At 70.7% G+C, this 22459-nt stretch carries 16 protein-coding genes and 1 pseudogene; 7 read left to right on the forward strand and 10 right to left on the reverse strand.

The window, feature by feature from the left end; genetic code table 11:
- Positions 1-30 precede the first annotated feature (30 nt).
- The gene (locus F9C41_RS01940) at positions 31-441 is read left to right on the forward strand and encodes an arsenate reductase ArsC (protein ID WP_155384825.1); all 411 of its coding nucleotides are present in this window, start codon (positions 31-33) and stop codon (positions 439-441) included.
- A 79-nt stretch (positions 442-520) separates the two neighbouring features.
- Here the strand turns inward: F9C41_RS01940 and F9C41_RS01945 are convergent, their stop codons facing one another.
- Complete coding sequence (locus F9C41_RS01945; protein ID WP_196279586.1) at positions 521-1075, reverse strand: winged helix-turn-helix domain-containing protein; 555 nt, start codon at positions 1073-1075, stop codon at positions 521-523.
- Positions 1076-1413: 338 nt separating this feature from the next.
- On the opposite strand from F9C41_RS01945, the gene F9C41_RS01950 reads away from it, so the two are divergent.
- The gene (locus F9C41_RS01950; protein WP_230689215.1) at positions 1414-5745 is read left to right on the forward strand and encodes a S8 family serine peptidase; all 4332 of its coding nucleotides are present in this window, start codon (positions 1414-1416) and stop codon (positions 5743-5745) included.
- Positions 5746-5823: 78 nt separating this feature from the next.
- Here F9C41_RS01950 and F9C41_RS01955 read toward each other — a convergent pair whose 3' ends face one another.
- Genes F9C41_RS01955 through F9C41_RS01965 form a run of 3 tightly spaced genes read right to left on the reverse strand, consistent with a single transcriptional unit; the run spans position 5824 to position 7691 of the window.
- The gene (locus F9C41_RS01955; RefSeq protein WP_155384827.1) at positions 5824-6801 is read right to left on the reverse strand and encodes a hypothetical protein; all 978 of its coding nucleotides are present in this window, start codon (positions 6799-6801) and stop codon (positions 5824-5826) included.
- Positions 6795-7118 (reverse strand): PadR family transcriptional regulator, encoded by a 324-nt coding sequence (locus tag F9C41_RS01960; RefSeq protein WP_155384828.1) that lies wholly within the window; start codon positions 7116-7118, stop codon positions 6795-6797. Before F9C41_RS01960 ends, F9C41_RS01955 begins: the two co-directional genes overlap by 7 nt.
- A 60-nt stretch (positions 7119-7178) precedes the next feature.
- Positions 7179-7691: a winged helix-turn-helix domain-containing protein gene (locus F9C41_RS01965; protein ID WP_155384829.1), complete on the reverse strand. Its 513-nt coding sequence runs from the start codon at positions 7689-7691 to the stop codon at positions 7179-7181.
- 327 nt (positions 7692-8018) lie between these two features.
- Here F9C41_RS01965 and F9C41_RS01970 point away from each other — a divergent pair, with 327 nt between their 5' ends.
- Together F9C41_RS01970 and F9C41_RS01975 are read left to right on the forward strand one after the other, a co-directional pair.
- Complete coding sequence (locus F9C41_RS01970) at positions 8019-10325, forward strand: HelD family protein (RefSeq protein ID WP_155384830.1); 2307 nt, start codon at positions 8019-8021, stop codon at positions 10323-10325.
- A 282-nt stretch (positions 10326-10607) separates the two neighbouring features.
- Entirely contained in the window at positions 10608-11327 is a 720-nt protein-coding gene (locus F9C41_RS01975) for an SDR family NAD(P)-dependent oxidoreductase (protein ID WP_155384831.1), read from the forward strand.
- Between the two features lie 127 nt (positions 11328-11454).
- On the opposite strand, the gene argG is transcribed toward F9C41_RS01975, so the two are convergent.
- Complete coding sequence (argG, locus tag F9C41_RS01980; protein WP_155384832.1) at positions 11455-12906, reverse strand: argininosuccinate synthase; 1452 nt, start codon at positions 12904-12906, stop codon at positions 11455-11457.
- Between the two features lie 167 nt (positions 12907-13073).
- Between argG and F9C41_RS01985 the strand changes: the two genes are divergently transcribed.
- Complete coding sequence (locus F9C41_RS01985; protein WP_155384833.1) at positions 13074-15077, forward strand: amylo-alpha-1,6-glucosidase; 2004 nt, start codon at positions 13074-13076, stop codon at positions 15075-15077.
- A gap of 80 nt (positions 15078-15157) precedes the next feature.
- Here F9C41_RS01985 and F9C41_RS01990 read toward each other — a convergent pair whose 3' ends face one another.
- From F9C41_RS01990 to F9C41_RS02005, 4 genes are all read right to left on the reverse strand, one after another.
- Positions 15158-17743 (reverse strand): catalase, encoded by a 2586-nt coding sequence (locus tag F9C41_RS01990; RefSeq protein ID WP_230689216.1) that lies wholly within the window; start codon positions 17741-17743, stop codon positions 15158-15160.
- Positions 17740-18309, reverse strand: coding sequence for a hemerythrin domain-containing protein (locus tag F9C41_RS01995; RefSeq protein WP_155384834.1), 570 nt, complete (start codon positions 18307-18309; stop codon positions 17740-17742). The genes F9C41_RS01990 and F9C41_RS01995 overlap by 4 nt, the downstream gene beginning before the upstream one ends.
- A 246-nt stretch (positions 18310-18555) precedes the next feature.
- Positions 18556-19029: an SRPBCC family protein gene (locus tag F9C41_RS02000; protein ID WP_196279587.1), complete on the reverse strand. Its 474-nt coding sequence runs from the start codon at positions 19027-19029 to the stop codon at positions 18556-18558.
- A gap of 69 nt (positions 19030-19098) precedes the next feature.
- Positions 19099-20028 (reverse strand): LysR family transcriptional regulator, encoded by a 930-nt coding sequence (locus F9C41_RS02005; protein WP_155384835.1) that lies wholly within the window; start codon positions 20026-20028, stop codon positions 19099-19101.
- 70 nt (positions 20029-20098) lie between these two features.
- Here F9C41_RS02005 and F9C41_RS41040 point away from each other — a divergent pair, with 70 nt between their 5' ends.
- A complete protein-coding gene (locus tag F9C41_RS41040; RefSeq protein WP_230689217.1) occupies positions 20099-20725 on the forward strand; it encodes a LysE family translocator in 627 nt (208 codons plus the stop codon).
- A gap of 12 nt (positions 20726-20737) precedes the next feature.
- Here the strand turns inward: F9C41_RS41040 and F9C41_RS02010 are convergent.
- Positions 20738-21937, reverse strand: a pseudogene (locus F9C41_RS02010) (MFS transporter); the annotation flags it as partial.
- A 48-nt stretch (positions 21938-21985) separates the two neighbouring features.
- Between F9C41_RS02010 and F9C41_RS02015 the strand changes: the two are divergent.
- Positions 21986-22429, forward strand: a complete 444-nt coding sequence (locus tag F9C41_RS02015) for a helix-turn-helix domain-containing protein (protein ID WP_269058890.1) — start codon at positions 21986-21988, stop codon at positions 22427-22429.
- Positions 22430-22459: the final 30 nt, after the last annotated feature.

The following is a 22459-nucleotide window of genomic DNA, read 5'->3' on the forward strand; positions in this document are numbered from 1 at the left end:
CGAACCCGAACCGAGTCAAGGAGAACCAGGATGACCGAGACCAAGCCCAGCGTGCTGTTCGTGTGCGTGCACAACGCCGGCCGCTCCCAGATGGCCGCCGGGTGGCTGCGCCATCTCGCCGGTGACGCCGTCGAGGTCCGCTCGGCGGGCTCCGCGCCCGCGGACCGGATCAATCCCGTCGCCGTCGAGGCCATGCGTGAGGTCGGCATCGACATCACCGGCCAGACCCCGAAGATCCTCACCCCGGAGGACTCTGCGGCCTCCACCGTGGTCGTCACCATGGGCTGCGGCGACGTCTGCCCCTACTTCCCCGGCCAGCGCCACGAGGACTGGAAGCTCGACGATCCCGCCGGACAGGGCATCGACGCGGTGCGCCCGATCCGCGACGAGATCCGCGGCCGGGTCCAGGCACTCGTCGACGATCTGCTGCGCGGCGACTGACCGCGGCCCCTCCAGCGGCCGCGGGCGGGCGATGTCGGGCTTCCGACGGCCCATCGACGCTGCCCAATTCAGGCAGGAATCAGGCACGCCCGATCCGCGGTTGCCGACGATCGGTCAGCCGCAGCCCGACCCCGCGCACCGCGTCGATGGTGGCGCCGGTGCCGAGCTGGCGCAGCTTGTGCCGCAGCCGCTTGACCACGGACTGCACGTCGGACTTGCCGTCGAGGCCTTCGTCGCGCCATACCGTGCGGTGTAGTTCGGCGTAGCTCCAGACCCGGACCGGCTCGGTGGTCAGGCAGGTCAGCAGGTCGAGTTCGAGCCGGGTGAGGTCGACCTCGCGGTTGCGGCAGCGCGCCATGGCCCGGGTCGAGTCGATGACCAGGGAGGTGTCGACCGCCGCGGTCGGCGTCTCGGCCCGCTGCGGCGAGGGCGCGATCAGCCGGCGCAGCTCGTCGAGGTCGGCCACCAGTAGCAGTGGTGCGATGCCGTCGAGTTGCTCCGCGAGCCGGATCCGTTCATCCGCCGACGGTGCCACGGCTATCAGCAGCGGGAACGGCCCGCCGTCCGGATCGGACCCCGTCGCCGTTCTCGTGTCGTCCTCGGTCACCGTTACCGCCCGGGATCGATGGGGCATGGTGCCCACTTTCGTCTTGGTCCTGACAGTGATGGGCAAGTGCGCCGCTTACCCGGCAACCGTTAGCGACAAGTTGCTCACGTCAAGTTATTGATCGTCCTTTCTGCCCGATCATAGTGTCCAAACGGGCAACCGGCGTGACCCGCGCGGTTTTGTTTGGTGGGCATGGAGGGGGTTCGTCGGTTCGCTGTGGCGCGACGGTTCCCCCTGCACCCTCACCGTGGCTCGTTTCACTCTGGGTCGTTCTGAGGGAGGTAGCACCGATGTTCAGACGTCCACCATGGCGGCGGCGCGCAGCCAGATCACTGGTCAGCGCCGGAACGGCGATGATCCTCGCCGTGACAGGCGTGGCCGCGGCGGGCTCCGGCGCGCAGGCCGCGTCGGGGACCGGAACCGCTGTCGGCGACAAGATACGACCGGAGCTCGCCAAGCAGCTCCAGGCCAAGAGCGAGGGAGACTTCTGGATCCGGTTCACCGACCGGGCCGACCTCAGCAAGGCCAAGGACATCAAGGACTGGGCCCAGCGCGGCACCGCCGTTGTGGAAGCCCTACGCAAGACGGCCGAGCGGAGCCAGGCCAAGATCCGGGCGGACCTCGACGCCGCGGGCGTGAAGTACCAGACCTTCTGGGCGACCAACGCCATCAAGGTGAGCACCGGCTCGCTGGCCATGGTGCAGAAGTACGCCGCGCACGCCGAGGTCGAGGGCCTGTACGCCCCGATCGCCTACAAGATTCCCGAGACCACCAAGGGCACCGACGAGCAGACCGTCAACGCCCTCGAGTGGGGCATCGCGAACATCAACGCCGACGACGTCTGGTCCCAGTACGGCGTCAAGGGCGAGGGCATCACCATCGCCAACATCGACACCGGGGTCCAGTTCGACCACCCGGCGCTGGTCGCCTCCTACCGCGGCAACAACGGCGACGGCACGTTCGACCACAACTACAACTGGTTCAACGCGGCGGACACCTGTGACACGCCCTGCGACGACGACGGCCACGGCACGCACACCATGGGCACCATGGCGGGCGCGGACGGCGCGAACCAGATCGGCGTCGCCCCGGGCGTCAAGTGGATCGCGGCGAACGGCTGCTGCCCCAGCGACGCCGCGCTGGTCACCTCCGGTGAGTGGATGCTGGAGCCGACCGACCTCAACGGCCAGAACCCCAACGCCGCCAAGCGCCCGAACATCATCAACAACTCGTGGGGAAGCGAGTTGCCCTCCAACGACCCGTTCATGGAGGACGTGACGCTGGCCTGGGCCGCGTCGGGCATCTTCGGCACCTGGTCCAACGGCAACAACGGGTCCGCGTGCCAGACCAGCGGCTCGCCGGGCAGCCGGATCAGCAACTACTCGACCGGCGCGTACGACGTCAACAACAACATCGCCGGCTTCTCGTCCCGGGGCACCGGGCAGAACGGGGAGATCAAGCCGAACATCTCCGCGCCCGGCGTGAACGTGCGATCGAGCGTGCCAGGTGACGGTTATGCCAGCTTCAGCGGCACGTCCATGGCCGCACCGCACCTCGCGGGCGCGATCGCGCTGCTGTGGTCGGCGGCTCCGGCCCTGGCCGGTGACATCGACGCGACGCGCGCGCTGCTCAACGGCGCGGCGATCGACAAGGCCGACAGCCAGTGCGGCGGCACCTCGGCCGACAACAACGTCTACGGCGAAGGCCGGCTGGACGCGCTGGTACTGCTCAACTCCGCCCCGATCGGCGACACCGGCACCCTGGCCGGCACCGTCACCGACGCGTCCACCGGCACCCCTCTCGCCGGTGCGACGGTGACCATCACCGGATCGGTCGGCCGCGAGGTGACCACCGGCGCGGACGGCAAGTTCTCCACCCTGCTCCCGGTCGGTGCCTACCAGGTCGCCGTGGCGGCGTTCGGGTACACCGGCGTGACGCGGTCGGCGACCCTCACCGACGGCGCGACGACCACCGTCGACGTGGCACTGAGCCCGGTGCCCAGCGTCAACGTCAGCGGTTCGGTCACCGACGGTTCCGGGCACGGCTGGCCGCTGTACGCCAAGGTCACCGTGGAAGGCCCGTCGGGCGTCTACGACCACACCACCCCGGTCAACGGCCGCTACAGCGTGAAGCTGCCGGCCGGGGCGACGTACAACCTGAAGGTCGAGACGCTGTACCCGGGCTACCAGACCGTGACCAGGCAGGTCGTGGTCGGTTCGGGCAACGTCACGGCGAACGTCTCCGTGCCGGTCGACGCCACCAAGTGCACCACGGCGCCCGGCTACACCTACGGCTCGGACGGCGAGTACGAGACCTTCGACGGCACGACCGTGCCGGCGGGCTGGTCCGTGGTGGACAACGCGGGCACCGGCCAGGTCTGGAAGTTCACCGACGACGGCAACCGCGGCAACCTCACCGGCGGCAGCGGCAACTTCGCGATGATCGACAGCGACGACTACGGGATCGGCGGGGCGCAGGACAGCTCCCTGGTCAGCCCCGTGGTCAACCTGACGGCCGTCGCGGCTCCGGTCATCCGGTTCAACCAGGACTTCAACCAGCTCGGCTCCGACCGGGCCGACGTCGACTTGAGCCTCGACGGTGGAGCCACCTGGAGCAACGTGCTCCGGCAGGCGGCGGACTTCCGCGGGCCGCGCACGACCGAGATCGCGATCCCGCAGGCCGCGGGCAAGGCACAGGTCCAGGTCCGCTTCCACTACTACGACGCGTCGTACGAGTGGTGGTGGGAGGTCGACAACGTGCTGATCGGCAGCCAGGTCCTCTGCGCTCCGGTCGACGGCGGCCTGGTGGTCGGCAACGTCCGCGACAAGAACGACAGCAGCTACGTCAACGGCGCGACCGTCGCCAGCGACGCCAAGCCGGCCGAGAAGGCCGTCACCGCGGCCACCCCGGACGACCCGGCGCTGGAGGACGGCTTCTACTGGCTGTTCTCGTCGCTGACCGGCACCCACCCGTTCACCGCGCGGGCCGGCAACTACGTCAGCCTGACCAAGCAGGTCGACGTGCAGCCCGACTGGGCGACCGCGGCGAACTACGCGCTCGCGGCAGGCCAGCTGAAGGTGTCCCCGGCCGCGGTCAGCGCGACGGTCCAGATGCCCACCGGCAAGGCGGCCAAGACGTTCACGGTGACCAACACCGGCGGGGCGCCGGTCGAGGTCGAGTTCAGCGAGCGCGAGGGCGGGTTCGAACTGCTGCGGGCCGACGGGTCGCGTACCACCAAGCAGGAGGTCCTCGGCAGTGCCGGGGCGCCTGAGCAGCGGCTCGACGCGCCGACGTCGTTCGCCGCGAACGCGGCGTCCGGCAAGTCGGCGAACGCGGCGTCCCCTGCGGTCGGCCCCCAGGCCGAACCGTGGACGGACATCGCCGACTACCCGGCCAACGTGATGGACAACCGGGTGGTGACCCTCGACGGCAAGGTCTACTCGATCGCGGGCGGCAACGGGTCGGCTTCTTCGACGAAGAACTTCGTCTACGACCCGGTCGCCCAGACCTGGACGGCGATCGCCGATCTGCCCGGGGCCCGCAACGCCATGACCGTCGGCGTCGTCGGCGGGAAGATCATCGCGACCGGCGGCTGGGGTGCCTCCGGCCCCGATGCCGGCACCTGGTCCTACGACCCGGCGGCGAACACCTGGACGGCGAAGGCCGCCAACCCCGCGCCGCGGTCCGCGGCCGGGCAGGCGGTCGCCGACGGCAAGCTGTACGCCATCGGCGGCTGCACCACCGCCGCCTGCACCCCGATGTCGAACGACGTGGTCCGCTACGACCCCGCCACCGACACCTGGACGGCCGTGGCCGACTACCCGAAGTCGGTGGCGTTCGTCTCCTGCGGCGGGATCGACGGCACGGTCTACTGCACCGGCGGCAACGACGGAACCGCCGCGCAGAAGGCCGGCTACGCCTACGACCCGGGCGCCGACGCGTGGACGCCCATCGCCGACGCGCCGACCGACAACTGGGCCAGCTCCTTCGCCGTCGCCAGCGGAAAGCTGCTGGTCGTCGGCGGGTCGCAGGGTGGGGCCATCACGAACGCGGGCTTCGCCTACGACCCGGCCCTCAACTCGTGGTCCAACCTGCCCAACGCCAACACCGCGCGCTACCGCGGCGGCGCGGCGTGCGGCTTCTACAAGATCGGCGGTTCGTCGGGCAACTTCAGCGCGATGCCCGACAGCGAGGTGCTGCCGGGTCTGGAAGGTTGCGCCGAGGCGGCCGCCGACGTCAGCTGGCTGACGCTCGACAAGACCGCCGTCACGCTGGCGCCGGGCGCGAAGGTCGTCGTCACCGTCACCATGACGGCGAACGTGGACCAGCCGGGCACCTACACCGCCTCGGTCGGCATCAAGGAGAACACGCCGTACTCGGTGTCGCCGGTGGCCGTCACGATGACCGTGACACCGCCGAAGACCTGGGGCAAGCTGCTGGGCACCGTCACCGGGACCAGCTGCCAGGGCGTGGGCTCGCCGATCGTCGGCGCGGTGGTCCAGGTCGACTCGTGGGCGAACTCGTGGACCTTCGCCACCGACGCCCAGGGCAAGTACGCCTACTGGATGGACCGCCGCAACAACCCGCTGACGCTGATCGTCGCCAAGGACGGCTGGAAGCCCCAGACCCGTCAGACGAGGATCAACACCAGCACACCCACGGTGGAGGACTTCGCGTTGTCTCCCATCCGGTGTTGACGGCTGACCGCTAACTGATCCGGCCCGCCTGGTCGCCGACCAGGCGGGCCGGACCATGTCCGGGAGGCCTGCAGCCTCTCATCGCCCCGCCGCAGCCGGACCGGACACGGGCTCCGACGCGGCCGCCGCCGGCGACCGGCGGCGCGCCGTGGCGAACGCGTACGCCAGCAGGTACGGGGTGAACGCCAAGTACAGGTATGGGCTCAGGTCGACCAGGTCCCCGACATACCACATGTCTTCCTGCGACGGTCCTATGCCTACGAGCGGACCCAGATAGAGCAGCGGCAGCCAGAGCACCGCCCAGGCCCGGGAGACTCCGGGCTCGAAGCCGCCCTCGATGACGACGTAGTGGGCGGGAGTGTGATTCAGGACGGTGAACACCACTCCCAGGTCCGCCACCACGAACGCGCCCATCAGGCCCACGCACCAGGCCAGCCGTAGGTGTCCGAGGGCGGCGGCCCGAGCGGCGAGCCAGAGCACACCCACCATGCCCGCGGACCACAGCACCAGTTCGGGCAGGACCCGCCACAACTTGTCGCTCTGCATGAAGGTGGCGATGAACAGCGCGACGGTGATGCCGCACGGCACGACGAGCCCGACCGCCAGTGGCAGCGGCCCGGCCGGCACGCCCCACCTGGCCAGCCGCGCGGCGAGCAGGGCCAACAGCACCGCGAAGAAGGCGACGAACACGGTGGCCGTGATCTCCTGTAGATAGAACGCCAGGTCGGGGCGCGAGTGCAGCAGCGAGCCGTTCACGGTGAGGCTCATCAGCCAAAGCCCGAGACCGGCGGCAACGGTCGCGGCCAGTGGCGCGAGGAGGAGGAAGGCCGCGGTGCGCAGGACGGGGCCGGTCATCGTGCTCCGATCGAGGACAGGGTCGGCGGCGGGGCGGGACAGGGCGAGGCTGGCCGCGTACGCCAGCATCGGGGCGGTTCGGCCCCGCTCGGCCAGGACATGCAGCTCGGCCTGCCACTCGCGGTGCAGGTCGGCGCGGATCGCGGCGGGCCAGCGCCGGGCGGCGACCCGCAACAGCACCGCGCACAGCCTGGTCACCATGCGGGCCTCGCCTGGCCGCGGCCAGGTTCGGTGTTCGGCTGGGTGGCGGCGTGCAACTCGGCGAGAGCATGGCGCCCGTCGGTGACGCCCTGCGGGGTGAGCCGGTAGTAGCGGCGCGCCGGGCGACCTTCGGCGGCGGGGTCGATCTGCTCCCAGTGCGCGGCGACCCAGCCCGCCTGCTGCAGCCGTTGCAGCACCGGGTAGAGCGTGCCGCTCGGCAGTTCGGTGGCCTTCATCAGGTCGAGGCCGTAGCGCTCGGCGTCAGGGTCGGCCAGCAGAGCGGCGACGACTTTCGCCACGGGAACGGTGAGACGCATGAATGCATTCTCTGTCCATTAACTACATAGGGTCAAGCCTGTGCGAACCGCGGACGGCGATCAGGCTGCGGCGAGCCGGAAACCCACGCCGCGGACCGCGTGGACCGTCACCGGGGCGTTCAGCCGGGCGAGTTTGCGCCGCACCCGCCGTACCACCGAGTGCATGTCGGAGCCGCGGCCGAGGTGCTTGTTGCCCCATACCTCGAGGTGCAGCCGCTCGTAGGTCCAGACCTGGCCGGGCGTCTCGGTCAGGCAGATCAGGAAGTCGTGTTCCAGGCGGGTCAGATCGACCTCCCGTCCGCGCCAGCGCAGCATCCGCCGGTCGGAGTCGACGGCCAGATCGGCCGAGGGCGTCGTGGCGGGCTCCGCGGTGCGCACCGGCGCGGGTTGCACCGGGGGAGGGGGCGTGGCGGCGGCGGGCGGGCCGGCCACGCCGAGGAATTCGCGGGCCTGCTCGACGCTGGACACGATCAGCAGGGCCGGGCTGCCGCCGAGCGTGCGAGCCAGGTGGCGGCGTTCCGCAGGCGAGGACGCGATGCCGATGACCAGCGAGGCGACCGGAATTCCCCGCATCTGCCCACCCCTCCGGTTCTCCGTGATTGCGCGTGATTTCCATACCGCCGACCGAAAGATCCGCAATCGGTGCCCTGACCTTAGCGGCAGAGCCCCGTGATGGAAATATTCACCGCCATGATTCTCGGTGAAAGGCGTGGTGAAGGTCCGGGTCGCGGCACCGGGTACAGCGAACGGGAGGTGTGCAAGCCCTCGGCTTGTCCCTCCCGCGGTTTCAGTCTAACGGACGGACCCCCCGTGTCGAATCGGCCCGAATGACGATCTTTGTGCGCTGAGACGCACATATGCTCGTCACTCAACCCCATTCGCCACTCACCGGGGAGCACTGTGCCTGACGCACGAACGCAGGAGATCGCCAGTGAACAGCAGGTCGTCGGCCGGGTCTACGACCGGTCCGACGCCATGCGCGCCCAGGCCGAGCAGTTGGCCCGCGAGGGTCACGGCCGGGCCGCCGCCGGGCCCGCCGGTGGACTCGTGGAACGCGACGCGATGGTCCACCACGCGGCGGGCAAGCTGCGGGCGCTGGACGCCGAAGCCGAAGGGCTCGTGTTCGGCCGGCTCGACTTCGACGACGGCGAGACCTACCACATCGGGCGGCTCGGCATCCGCGACGAGGACCGCGAGCCACTCCTGATCGACTGGCGGGCGCCCGCCGCGGCGGCCTTCTACCGGGCGACGCCCGGCGAACCGCTCGGCGTCGTCCGCCGCCGCGTCATCATCAGCCGCGGCCGCGAGGTCGTCGACCTCGACGACGACCTGCTGTCCCCGGACGACGCCGGCGAGTTGCGCGTACTCGGCGAGGGCTCGCTGCTCGCAGCGCTGCAGCGCGCCCGCGGCCCGCAGATGCGCGACATCGTCACCACCATCCAGCGCGAGCAGGACGAGGCGATCCGGGCGCCCGCCCGCGGCGTCACGCTCATCACCGGCGGGCCGGGCACCGGCAAGACGCAGGTCGCGCTGCACCGCGCCGCGTACCTGCTCTACTCCGACCGGGGCCGGTTCGCCGACGGCCGGGTCCTGGTCGTCGGGCCGTCCACGGTCTTCACCAACTACATCAGCCGGGTGCTGCCCGCGCTCGGCGAGGACAGCATCCACCTGCGCGCCATCGGCGAACTCGTCGAGGGGGTGACCGCCGTCCGGCGCGATCCCGCGCCGGTGGCCGAGATCAAGGGCAGCACCCGCATGGACGCGGTGCTGGCCGAGCTGATCTGGCAGGCCCCGCCGGCCGCACCGGACCAGCTGAAACTGGTGTACGCGGGCCAGGTCCTCAAACTCGCACCCGCCGACCTGTCCGCCGTTCGCGAGCGGGTCCGCACCACGGCCACGGCATCCGGCACGCTGCCCAACGCCGCCCGGCCCGTCGCCGCCAAGGCGCTGCTGGAGGCGCTGTGGGCTGAGGTCGACGGCGAACACCTGGATCGGGAGCTGTTCACCGAGGACGTCGGCGACCGCCCCGAGTTCCGGCGCTTCCTCGCCGCCTGGTGGTCCCGGCTGAGCCCGCCGGACGTGCTGGCGTGGCTCGGCGACGCCGACCGGGTCCGCGGCGTGCTCGGCGACGACGCGGCCCACGTCCTCGCGGCGTCGTACCGCGGTGGCGGCGACTGGTCGATCGACGACGTGCCGCTGCTCGACGAGCTCACCGAGCTGCTGGGCGAGCCGCCCGCCGCCCCGAAGGCACCCGTCGAGCACGCCCGGCTGCGGGAGCTGACCATGGGCCCGCAACTGGTGGACATGTTCGTGCTCAGCCTCGGGCTGCACGACGGCTGGAGCCTGTACGCGCCCGGCCTGCCCACCCCGATGGCCGTCGCCGGGCAGACGATCGACAACGACGCGACGGCACAGGCGCAGCGCTGGGCCGCCGCGGTCATCCTGCGCGAGGGCCACCAGGTGGTCAGCTGGATCGACGGGTCCGACCCGTACGGCGAGGACGGCTACGTGCCTGTGCTGGCCGAGCCGCTGCCGGTCGCCGAGCCGGACGACGAGCCGGCCACCTGGGACGACTACGCGCACGTGATCCTCGACGAGTCCCAGGACCTGTCGCCGATGGAGTGCCGGATGATCGCGCGCCGGGCGGCGTACGCGTCGATGACGATCGTCGGCGACCTCGGTCAGGCGACCCACCCGCTGGCCGCCGCGTCGTGGGAGGAGCTGCTGTCGCGGCTCGACCGGCGCGACGCGCGAATGCTGGACCTGCGCACCGGCTACCGGGTGCCGCAGGTCCTCGCGGACTTCGCGGCGCGGGCGCTCGCCCCGGGCATCGCGCCGACCCGGTCCTACCGGCCCGGGGGAGAGCTGTCGGTGCGGCAGGTCGACGACCTCGCCGCGGCCGTGCGCGAGGCCGTGCGCCGTGCGCCGAGCGACGGCAGCGCCGCGGTCGTCGCGGCCGATCACCTGATCGAGGCGCTCGGGCCGGTCGTGGACGCGCCCCACGTCACGCTGGTGCCCGCGGGCCTCGTCAAAGGCCTCGAATACGACCACGTGATCGTCGTGGAGCCCGGCGAGATCGTGGCCGCCGAACCGCGCGGGCAGCAGCGGCTGTACGTCGTGCTGACCCGCGCGGTCGCCCGCCTGGAGGTCCTGCACCGCGAGCCGCTGCCCGCAGTCCTGGCGGCGGAGGCGACACCCGCCGGGTAGCCGCCACGGGTGACGGCGTCGTTCATCGGCCGGACCCGTGCGGCTGACGGCTCGGCCCGCTCGTTGCGTGCCGATCGTGGTCGGACCTGCCGCGTTCGCGCCTTCGGTGGTACTGACCAGCACTAACGTGATCTGTGCCGGGATGCGACTCGGGGCCGCGAGCCTTGCGGACCGCTCACCGAACCCGGCACAGCCGAGGACCTGTCCGGCTGGCTGCGAGAACCCCGCCGCACCCTGGGTTCGACAGGCGCTCCAACCGCTGGGACGGAAGGACAGAGGGCAATGAGGCTGCAGGGGAAGGTCGCGCTGGTCTCGGGCGGCGCCAACGGTATCGGCCACGCGGTGGTGGAGTTGTTCGCCAAGGAGGGCGCGACCGTCATCTCGGGCGACATCACCTCGCCGAAGGAGCCGTTCGCCGATGGTGTCGAGTCCGTGCGGCTCGACGTCACCAGTGAGGACGAGTGGGCGAGCGTGGTCGGCGACGTCGTCAAGAAGCACGGCCGCCTGGACGTGCTGATCAACAACGCCGGGATCATCGCGTACGAGCCGCTCGACGAGCTGGACATGACGAACTGGGAGAAGATGATCGCGGTGGACCAGACGGGTGTCTTCCTCGGCATGCGCGAGGCGGTCCGCGTCATGCGGAAGAACAGGTCCGGCTCGATCGTCAACGTCTCGTCGATCTGGGGCAACTCGGCGGTCAGCGGAGCGTTCTCTTACCACGCCGCGAAGGGCGCGGTACGCAACATGACGAAGAACGCGGCGATGACATACGTCGGTGAGGGGATCCGGGTCAACTCTGTCCATCCCGGTTTCATCGACACGCCGCTGACCCAGGCCCAGGCGCCGGACCTGAACAAGCTCGTCATCGATCAGACCCCGATGAAACGGCCGGGCCAGCCGATGGAGATAGCCTACGGCTGCCTCTACCTGGCCTCCGACGAGTCGAGCTTCGTGACGGGCACCGAACTGGTCATCGACGGCGGCTACCTGGCCCAGTAGCCGACGACAACGGGGGCTCGGGACGGCGCTCAGCTGGGCTGTTCGGAGCCGCCCAAGACCGCAGCCGGTTGATGGGGGCACCCTCCGCCACGGATAGCGGAGGGTGCCCCATCTTGTGTCGGCGGGGTCAGTCGTTGCCGGATTCCATGGCGGCGTTGTCGAGGAGTTCGTCGTCGCCGGGGGCGTGGCCGCGGGAGGCGATCGTGTCGGCGCCGCCCTCGGGCAGGATGCCGATGAGCTGGTGCGGGCCGGGCTGGACGGCGGCGGTCACCTGCAGGTGCGAGCCGCCGCCGACGATGCCGAGCTGGGCGTACTGCTCCAGCTTGGCGCGCGAGTCGGCGATGTCCAGGTTGCGCATGGTCAGCTGGCCGATGCGGTCGACCGGGCCGAACGCGGAGTCCTCGGTGCGCTCCATGGACAGCTTGTCCGGGTGGTAGCTCAGTGCGGGGCCGGTCGTGTCGAGGACCGAGTAGTCCTCGCCGCGCCGCAGCCGCAGGGTCACCTGGCCGGTGATCGCCGAGCCGATCCAGCGCTGCAGCGACTCGCGCAGCATCAGCGACTGCGGGTCGAGCCAGCGGCCCTCGTACAGCAGCCGGCCCAGGCGGCGACCGTCGTTGTGGTACGCGGCGACGGTGTCCTCGTTGTGTATCGCGTTGACCAGGCGCTCGTAGGCGGCGTGCAGCAGGGCCATGCCCGGCGCCTCGTAGATGCCGCGGCTCTTGGCCTCGATGATCCGGTTCTCGATCTGGTCGGACATGCCCAGGCCGTGCCGGCCGCCGATGGCGTTGGCCTCCAGGACCAGGTCCACGGGGGAGCCGAACTCCTTGCCGTTGATGGTCACCGGCCGGCCCTGCTGGAAGCCGATCGTGACGTCCTCGGAGTCGATCTGCACGGTGCTGTCCCAGAACCGCACGCCCATGATCGGCTCGACGATCTCGATGCCGGTGTCGAGGCGTTCGAGCGACTTGGCCTCGTGGGTCGCACCCCAGATGTTGGCGTCGGTGGAGTACGCCTTCTCGGTGCTGTCGCGGTAGGGCAGGTCCCGGGCGAGCAGCCACTCGGACATCTCCTTGCGGCCGCCGAGCTCGCTGACGAACTGGGCGTCCAGCCAGGGCTTGTAGATCCGCAGGGAGGGGTTGGCCAGCAGGCCGTAGCGGTAGAACCGCTCGATGTCGTTGCCCTTGAAGGTGGAGCCGTCGCCCCACACCTGGACGCCGTCGTCGAGCATGGCCCGCACCAGCAGGGTGCCGGTCACGGCACGGCCGAGCGGGGTGGTGTTGAAGTAGGCGCGCCCGCCGGACCGGATGTGGAACGCGCCGCAGGCCAGGGCCGCGAGCCCTTCTTCGACCAGCGCGGCGCGGCAGTCGACCAGCCGGGCGATCTGCGCGCCGTAGGCGGTGGCGCGGCTGGGCACCGAAGCGATGTCCGGTTCGTCATATTGGCCGATATCTGCGGTATAGGTGCACGGAATCGCACCCTTTTCGCGCATCCACGCGACAGCTACTGAGGTGTCGAGACCGCCGGAAAAGGCGATTCCGACGTGATCACCGACAGGAAGGGACGTAAGTACCTTGGACACGCTGCAAAGTATATGCGCACAACCGTATGACTATGCAAGCCGACTCGATTGAGTGAGTCGCAGGCCTCATCCCCGCGACGGTCCGGCGATTGCGGCGACCGGCCCGGCTGTCGCCCCGGTGCGGTCTAGCCTGTGAACTACAGGCCGAGCGAGGGCTGGTGATGGTGATGTCGCAGGCACGGCTGGCACTGCTCGACGGCAGCACCTTCTTCACCACGAACGGGCTCGGCGACACCGACACGGCTGACGACGGCCTGTACTTCGCCGACACACGGCACCTGTCGTCGTGGCGGCTGACTCTCGACGGCGCGGAACTGCACCTGCTCAGCTATGACACGCCGCAGTACTACTCGGCCCGTATCCACGCGACGCTGCCGTCGGTGAGCGTCGGCGTCAACCCGACGGTGTCGGTCCGGCGCGACCGGATCGTCGCGACCGGCGTGCACGAGGACCTGGTCCTGGAGAACTACAGCGACGAGGAGCGGGACCTGGTCGTGGAGCTGGCGCTGGACGCCGACTTCGCGGACATCTTCGAAGTCAAGGACGACAAGATCGGCTCCAGGCAGGTGGCCGTCGCCGTCGACACGGACACGATCACCTTCGGGTACCGCAACGGCGACTTCACCCGCGCGACGAAGGTCGTCTTCTCCGAACCGGGCACCCTCCAGCCGACGGGCATGCGGTGGGCGATCCGGCTGCCCGCCCGCGGCACCTGGACCACCTGCATCGACGTGATCTGCTCCGACCACGACGGCGAGCACAAGCTCCGGGTGGGGCACGGCGGGTTCGGGCGGCTGCAGCCGGACATGCCGCAGACGATGCAGCAGTGGCTGGACGAGGCCCCGGTGCTGCACACGACCTTCGACCCGGCCCGGCACGCCTACCACCATGCCCTGCAGGACCTGGCCGCGCTGCGGTTCCATCCGATCCAGGGCTGCGTGCACTCGGTGCCGGCCGCCGGCGCACCGTGGTTCATGGCACTGTTCGGCCGGGACAGCCTCATCACCGCCTACCAGGCGCTGCCGTTCCACCCCCAACTCGCCCGGACGACCCTGGACGCGTTGGCCATGGTCCAGGCGACCCAGGTCGACGACTTTCGCGACGCCGATCCTGGCAAGATCCCACACGAACTCCGGCACGGTGAGCTGACCGCCACCGGCCGCACCCCGCACAGCCCGTATTACGGCTCGCACGACGCGACCCTGCTGTTCCTCATCCTGCTCGACGAGTACGAGCGGTGGACCGCCGACACCGAAGTGGTCCACCGCCTGGAACCGGCGGCGCGCGCCGCCGTGGCCTGGATGCAGGGCCCGGCCGACCCCGACGGCGACGGCTACCTGGAATACCGCACCCGATCCCCGCAGGGCCTGGCCAACCAGTGCTGGAAGGACTCCTGGAACTCGATCATGTTCGCCGACGGCCGGGTCGCCGACCCGCCGATCGCCACCTGCGAGATCCAGGGGTACGCCTACGACGCGCGCCTGCGCACCGCGCGGCTGGCCAGGGAGTTCTGGCACGACACGGACTTCGCCGACCGGCTCGAACAGGAGGCGGCCGCGCTGCGGCAGCGGTTCAACACCGACTTCTGGATCGCCGAGCGCGGCCACTTCGCGCTCGCCCTCGACGGCGGCAAACGCCAGGTCGACGCGGCCACCTCGAACATCGGACACCTGCTGTGGAGCGGCATCGTCGACGACGAGCATGCCGAGGCCACCGTCGCGCTGCTGCTCGACCCGAAGATGCACTCCGGTTGGGGGGTGCGGACCATGTCCAGCGCCGACCACGGCTACAACCCGATCGAATACCACAACGGCACGGTCTGGCCGCACGACACCGCGATCATCGCCGAGGGACTGCGCCGCTACGGGCACCGCGAACAGGCCGCCGAGCTCGCGGTCAAACTGCTGGAAGCAGCGGCGGCGTTCGGATACCGGCTGCCCGAGGTCTTCGCGGGCTTCAAGCGCCAGGGCAACAAGCCGGTCGAGTACCCCACGCCTTCCTCACCGCAGGCCTGGTCGGCGGGATCGGTGCTGCTGGTGCTGCGCACGCTGTTCGGCCTCGACGTCGAAGGCGGGACGCTGCGCTGGGCGGCGCGCCCCGCGGGGTTCGACGGCCCGATGCGCTTGGAGAACGTGCCCGTCCGCGGTCGGAGGCACACCGTCGAGATCTGACCGGCCAGCCCCTGCCTGCTCTACCGGCCAGCAGCAGCGCCCGTCGTCCGCGGATCCCGGACGGCGCGCACAGCCCGTCGTCAGGCGGCGATGCCCTCGACCGGGCGGTCGAAGTGGCGGTGCGCGGCGATCGCGGCCGACAGGTCGGACAGGAACATGCCGTCGGCGACCTTGCCGGGAGCGAGGAAGACGACCCCGTCGAGCGCACCGGCGGCAGGCTTGCTGGGCGGCCCGGCGAGCCGGTCCGACGCCTCGTACACCGGCAGCCGTGCCGCCCGCACGAGCCGGTCGCCGACCCCGAGCACGCCGAGCGCCTTGCCGTGCTTGTACGCCTCCGCGACGAAGTGCACCGCACAGCCGTCGTTGACCAGCAGGTCCACTGCCGCATCGCCGTCGGCGACGACGACGGCGTCGTAGAGCACCGAGGCGACGGTGTTCATCGCCCGGTCCACCGGCAGCGCCCCGCCCGTCGACACGGTCACCGGCCCGTCGACCAGGCCGAGCACTTCCACCACCGCGCCGTCCAGGGTGAGGGCATCGCGGACGGTCTCCACACCGCCGTCGACGCCGTCCGCGACGAGCACCGCGACCTTGCGGCCGACGACGCCGGTGCTTCCGGGCAGGCCGGCCTGGCTCAGCGCCGGTGACATCCGGCCGTGGTTGGGCGGCCCCGCGGTCGGTGACGCCACCCCGATCCCCGCCGCCACCGCCACGGCGAGCTGGTGATCGATGTGGTTGAGATGCTCGACCATCCGCTCGCGGATGTGCGGGTGCGCGACCTTGCCGAGTTCGAAGCGGTACGCCGCGACGATGTGCTCCTTCTCCCAGGCGGCCATGCTGTTCCAGAACAGGGTGGCCTGGCTGTAGTGGTCGGAGAAGGTCTCCGAGCGCTTGCGCTCCTTGATCCCGTCCACATGTTCCGGCGTGTGCACGAACGCTCCGCCGCCCGCGCCCGGGACGATCGGGCAGCCGCCGCCCAGCGAGTTCGGGTGGTAGTTGGCCTGGCCGAGCGGAATGTCGTCCTGGTGGAAGCCGTCCTGCTGGTGGTTGCGCACCGGCGCGAGCGGCCGGTTGATCGGGATCTGTGCGAAGTTGGGCCCGCCGAGCCGGGTCAGCTGGGTGTCGAGGTAGGAGAACAGGCGCGACTGCAGCAGCGGGTCGTCGGTGAAGTCGAGGCCCGGCACGATGTTCTGCACGCAGAAGGCGACCTGCTCGGTCTCGGCGAAGAAGTTGTCCGGATTACGGTCCAGCACCATCCGTCCCACGGGGACGACCGGCACGACCTCCTCCGGGATGATCTTCGTCGAGTCCAGCAGGTCTATGTCGTCGAAGGCGAACTCGTCGTGCTCGGCGATCAGCTGCACGCCGAGCTCGTACTCCGGGTAGACGCCGGCCTCGATCGACTCCCACAGGTCGCGGCGGTTGAAGTCCGGGTCCTTGCCGGAGATCTTCTGCGCCTCGTCCCAGACCAGGGAGTGCACGCCCGCCACCGGTGTCCAGTGGAACTTGACGAACGTGCGGGTGCCGTCGGCGGCCACCAGCCGGAAGGTGTGCACGCCGAAGCCCTGCATGGTCCGGAAGCTGCGCGGCAGCGCCCGGTCCGACATCAGCCATATGACGTGGTGCATCGTCTCCGGCTGGAGCGTGACGAAGTCCCAGAACGTGTCGTGGGCCGAGGCCGCCTGGGGGATCTCGTTGTGCGGCTCGGGCTTCACCGCGTGGATGACGTCGGGGAACTTGATGCCGTCCTGGATGAAGAACACCGGCATGTTGTTGCCGACGAGGTCGAAGTTGCCCTGGTCGGTGTAGAACTTCACGGCGAACCCGCGCACGTCGCGCGGGGTGTCGGTCGAGCCGCGCGACCCCTGCACCGTGGAGAACCGCACGAACACCGGCGTGCGCACCCCCGGGTCGGTGAGGAACCGTGCCGCGCACAGCCGCGCCAGCGTGCTGTCGTACGGCTGGAAGTAGCCGTGCGCGCCCGAGCCTCGGGCGTGCACCACCCGCTCCGGGATGCGCTCGTGGTCGAAGCGCATGATCTTCTCGCGGCCGTGGAAGTCCTCCAACAGGGCGGGCCCGCGCGGGCCCGCCCGCAGCCAGTTGTCGGTGTCCTCGACGCCGATGCCCTGGTCGGTCGTCAGCTCGGTGTCGAGCTTGGCCATCCGGTGGGGGTCGAGCTGTGCCACCTTGGTGTCGCCGCCAGGCGCGGGTTGCGCGGCTGCGAGCCGCTCGGCGCGGGCGAGCGCCTCGGCGACAGCAGCCGGGGCCAGGCGGGATCCGGCCTTCTTGGCCGGGACGGTCTTAGCCTTGGGTCCGGCCTTGGCAGCGGTCTTCTTGGCCGGGATGGTCTTAGCCCTGGGCCCGGTCTTGGTAGCGGCTTTCTTGGCCGGGACGGCCTTCGCCCCCGGCCCGGCCTTGGCTGCGGCGACTTGAGCGGCGCCCTTCTTGGCCGTGGGCCTGCGCGAGGGGGCCGCCTTCGCGGCAGGGGCCGTCGTCGAGCCTGCGGTCTTGGCTGCGCGGGCACCGGACGGGGCGGGCGGCGGTGCGGCCGCGCGCTTGGCGGCCGTCTTCTTCGCCGGGCTGCTCTTCGCGGCCGCTTTCACGGCACCGGCCTTCTTCGCGGTCGGCTCGTCCGGGCCTGTAGACCTGCGCTGCCTGGCTGTCATGACCGTACCCCGCTTCCCCCTGCTGACTGCGCGAGCAGCTCACGGACCCGATCGAACACCTCGTCCGGAGGTCCCGCCAACGGCCGGGACTCGCCGGTGGCCACGTCCGGATGGGCGGCGGACGGGGCCAGCAGCTGCGCGGCCTGCACGACCGCTTCCATACGGGCCAGCTCGGCGGGGTCGGTGACCTCGCGCAGCCGCAGGAACTCCAGCTCCTCCTCGGCTTCCGCGTGGGCGGCCACGGCGTCGCGCAGCACGGCGAGCTGAGCGTCGAAACCGGCGTCCGCCACGCCCCGGGCGTACAGGTCGGACAGCGCCTGCCTCGCCTCGTCCTCCTCGGCCAGCCGCGCCGGCACGAGCTTCGGCCCGTCCGGCAGATCCCGCTCCGCGAGCGGGTGCACCAGGTGCTGCTCCACGGTCTCGTGCACCGCCAGCGTGGCGACGAGCTCGGTGAACAGTTCCTGCTTGTGCTCCCGGGTGGCGGACTCGACCTGAGCGAACAGCAGTTTGATCTGCTGATGCTGGCCGAGCAGGGTGTCGATGACATCTTGCCGGGCTGTGGTCATGATGCGCTCCGTTCGGCCGACGGTCTGGGTCCGTCGCCGACAGCGAGCCGGTGTCCCCGGTGAACCGGGCTGCGGAGAAGTGCCTGGACCAGTCTGAATGCACGGTACCCAACCGCTACCTGCGCAAATGCGACTTTGCCCAATGTCTGGGGACGTCCAGCTTTCACCGGGCCGGGTGGCTTCGGTGGCGCGCGTTCGGCTGGTGGCACGGCAGGCGGCGGCCAAGCGGCCGCCGCCTGCTGATGATCAGGCCCGGTGGGCTCCGGGCGCGTCGATCTCGCCGCGCCAGGCGCCCGTCTCGTGGCCGAGGTCCTCGATGAACTCCTTGAAGCCCGCGACGTCGGCCTTGACCTGGCGGCTGTCCACGCCGATGGCGCTGCCGAGGTTCTCCACGAATCCCTCCGGCTCCCAGTCCAGCTGGACGGTCACCCGGGTGTCGTCGTCGCTCAGGCGCTGGAACGTGACGACTCCGGCGTGGTGCATCTCGCCGCCGATGCTCTTCCAGGCGATCCGCTCGTCCGGATGCTGTTCGGTGATCTCGGTGTCGAACTCCCGCACCGCCCCGGCGATGTCGACCACCCAGCGGCTGTGCGTCTCATCGATCTGCCGGACCGACTCCACACCCTTCATGAAGTGCGGGAACGACTCGAACTGGGTCCACTGGTTGTAGGCCGTGCGGACAGGCACATGCACGTCGACGGACTCGGTCACGGTGCTCATCAGGGTCCTCCTTGACAAATCAGGTCAAAAGACGGCTACCCCGATCGCGCTCCGTCAAACAGCAGACCGTCAGGTCGGCGGCCAGGAGCCGGTGATGTCGTCGGCGACCTCGTGCAGCAACCGCAGGAACGTCGCCACCATGGGCGTGACGCCGTGGTCGGCCGCGGTGACGGCGTAGAGGCTGCGGCTCAGCTCCGACCCAGCCAGTCCGCGGTGGACGGTGCCGGGCAGGTGCGTCAGCGCCAGGCGCGACACCAGCGCCACCCCGACGCCCGTGGCCACGAACGCCTGCGCGACGTCATAGGACTCGGTCTCGAATCGCACCCGCGGCACGAAGCCCGCCGCGGCGGCGGCCCGGTCGAACTGGGCGCGGGCCGCATGACCCGCCCGGATCGTCACCCACGCCTCGTCGCGCAGCCGCCCGAGGTCGATCGCGGACGCCGACGCGTCCCGCGCCAACTCGTGGTCGTCCGGCAGCACGACCACCATGGGGTCGATGAGCAGCGGATGCAGCCGGACGTGGTCCGGCGGCACGGGCGGCCGATCCCACGCCGCGACGACCGCGACGTCCATCTCGCCCGCCGCGACCGCGGGAACACCACGATCGGACGTGATGTCCATGATCGATAGATCGGTGGCCGGATACCTGTGCCGCAGCGCGGTGAGCGCGGCCGGCAGCACGTGCAGGGCCGCGGCCTGGAACGCCCCGATCCGCAGCCGCAGCGACAGCCGCCCGAGCAGGCCGTCCAGGTCGGTTGCAGCCCTGGCGGTCTCCTCGTCGATCACCCGGCCGTGGCCGGCCAGCAGCATCCCGGCCTCGGTCAGCGTGGCTCCCCGCGGTCCGCGCCGCACCAGGCGCGCCCGGCAGTCGCGCTCCGCCTTCGCCACCTGCTGGGTCACCGCCGCCGGTGTCAGCCCGAGCGCCTGCGCGGCCGCCGCCAGCGACCCGTGCCGGTCGATGAGCGCGAGCAGCCGCAGCGCCTCGGGGCCTAGTGCCATTCACAAAGCTTAAGTCAGGCGTCATGATCTTTAACTTCTCTGAACACCGGTTCCTTGCCATCGTGGAGGCATGCCTACGCACCTTCCGCTGTTCATCGGCACCACCTGGCTGCTGGCCATGCTGCCCGGCGCCGGACAGGCGCTGATGCTGCGCCAGACCCTGCACGGTGGACCCCGCGCGGCGTGGGCGAGCATCGCCGGCACCTGCACCGGCCTGCTCACCTGGACCGTCGCCGCCGCTGCGGGGCTGTCGGCGGTGCTGCTGGCCAACCCGCACGCCTACACCCTGCTGCGGCTGGCCGGCGGTGTCGTGCTCGCCCTGCTCGGCGTCAGCACGCTGCGCGCCATGCGCCGGCAGCCGGCGACCGGCCCGGCACCCTCACCCGTGATCGACACCCGCGGCCGCTGGGGCGCGTACACCGCCGGACTGGCCACCAATCTCGGCAACCCCAAGGCCGGCGTCTTCGCCGTCTCCCTGCTGCCGCAGTTCGTCACCCACAACGGGCCGGTGTTCGCCTCGAGCGTCGCCCTCGGTGCGCTGTGGGCACTGGTCACCGCCGGCTGGTACGTGCTGTTCACCTGGGCGGTCAACCGCGGTCGCACTCTCGTGTCGAAGCCGGCGGTCCACCGCAGGCTGCAACTGCTCACCGGCGGCACGCTCGTGTGCCTCGGCGCGGCGGTGGCGCTGGGCGGGTGAGGCCCGACCGGGTCGCCCCGGCGTCGACGGCGGCAGCACGACGGCGGCCACGGCCGCTGTGCCCAGCACCGCGGCGCTGAACGCGATCAGGGCCGTGCCCAGTCCGGCGAGCGCCACGACTGCCGGGGCGATCAGCGCGCCGACGACCGCCGCCGTGGAGTCGCCGGCGTAGAAGGCGGCGGAGACCCGTCCGAGCACCTCATCCGGCGTCGACGCCTGCACCCGGTGCCCGGTGACGATCTGCGCCACCGCCCCGGGCACCCCGCAGACCGTCACGGCGATGACAGCGGCCTGCGGCGTCGTCGCCGTGAACATCGCCAGGAAGCAGAGCCCGACCGCCGCGTACGCGATCGTGAGGACCGTGCGGGTCGCATACCGCGAGATCAGGGTCTTGCTGATCGCGGATCCACACAGATAGCCGACGCCCAGGCCGGCGATGAGGTGGCCCAGGGTCTGACCGGAGGCGTGGAGCCGGTCGGCGACGAAGGGGATCAGCAGCGCAGTGAGCGAGGCGTTGGCGGTCCAGTAGATCCCGCTGGTCGTCAGCAGGCCCCGCAGCAGGGGAGTGCGGACTATGTGACGCATCCCTGCGCGCAACTCGGCGGTGATCCGCCGGGTGGTCCTGCGCGGCGGCGCGACCGGGATGGCGGTGATGGTCATGACGATCGCGGCGGCGGCGAGGTAACTCGCGACGTCGACGAGGACGACGGCCTGGAACCAGCCGCGGGCCACGAGATAGGTGCCCAGCAGTGGGCCGAGCATCCGGAAGGCGCTGTTGACGAAGGCCGACAGGGCGTTGGCCGAGGCGAGGTCGGGTTCGTTGCCCACGACTGCCGGTGTCACGGCCGCGAGCGCGGGCCGCAGGAAGCAGACCGCGACACTCTCCACGAGCAGGCCCACGTAGATGAAGGCCAGGCGGTCGGCGTCGGTGGCCAGTGTCATCAGAGCCACGCCCACCGCGCTCGCCAGGTTGGCGATGACGATGATCCTCCTGCGATGCCACCGGTCGGTCACCACACCCGCCCACGGCCCGATCGCCACCGCGGGCAGTGCCTGGACGGCCAGGGCGATCCCGGTCGACATCGCCGACCCGGTCAGCAGGAAGGCCTGCAGCGGCACCGCCATCACCAGCAGCCAGGAGCCGAAAGAGTCGATCGTGGAGGCTGCCCAGAGGCGCCGGAAGCTCGGGTTGCGCAGCACGTTCGGCCACATGGCTGCCGACCCTATTCCTACGGAACACTTTATGGCAAGATCTGTCCTGTGAGGATAGAAGATCTCGGTGTACGGCTCCGTATGCGCCGTACGGCGGCGGGCCGCACGATCGCCTCCGTCGCGGTGGATGCGGGATTGTCCGTGCCCTACATCGCCAATCTGGAGAACGGACGGGGAAACCCGACGCTGTCCGCCGTGAGCAACCTCGCCGGTGCGCTCGGCGCGCGTCTCATCGTCGAGCTGGCCGACGGCGATCAGCGGGCGATCGAGGCGCCCACTGCGCTGCCCGACGCGCTGCTGCAGTTCTCCCGGTCCGCGCGGTTCGCGACCGAGGCCGCACGCATGGCGAAAGCGACCGGGACGCCCGAGACGACGCTGCGGGAACGCCTGCTCCATGCCATGGCGGGCATGGGTTCGCTGGCGACGCGGCCCCTGGAGGAGTCCGACTGGCACCGGATCCTCGACACCGCTGTGCTGACCACGCGCGCCTGACCTCGGCCGCTCGCGCGGATATCCTGCGAA

The sequence above is a fragment of the Catellatospora paridis genome (assembly GCF_009720365.1).
GTDB lineage: Bacteria > Actinomycetota > Actinomycetes > Mycobacteriales > Micromonosporaceae > Catellatospora > Catellatospora paridis.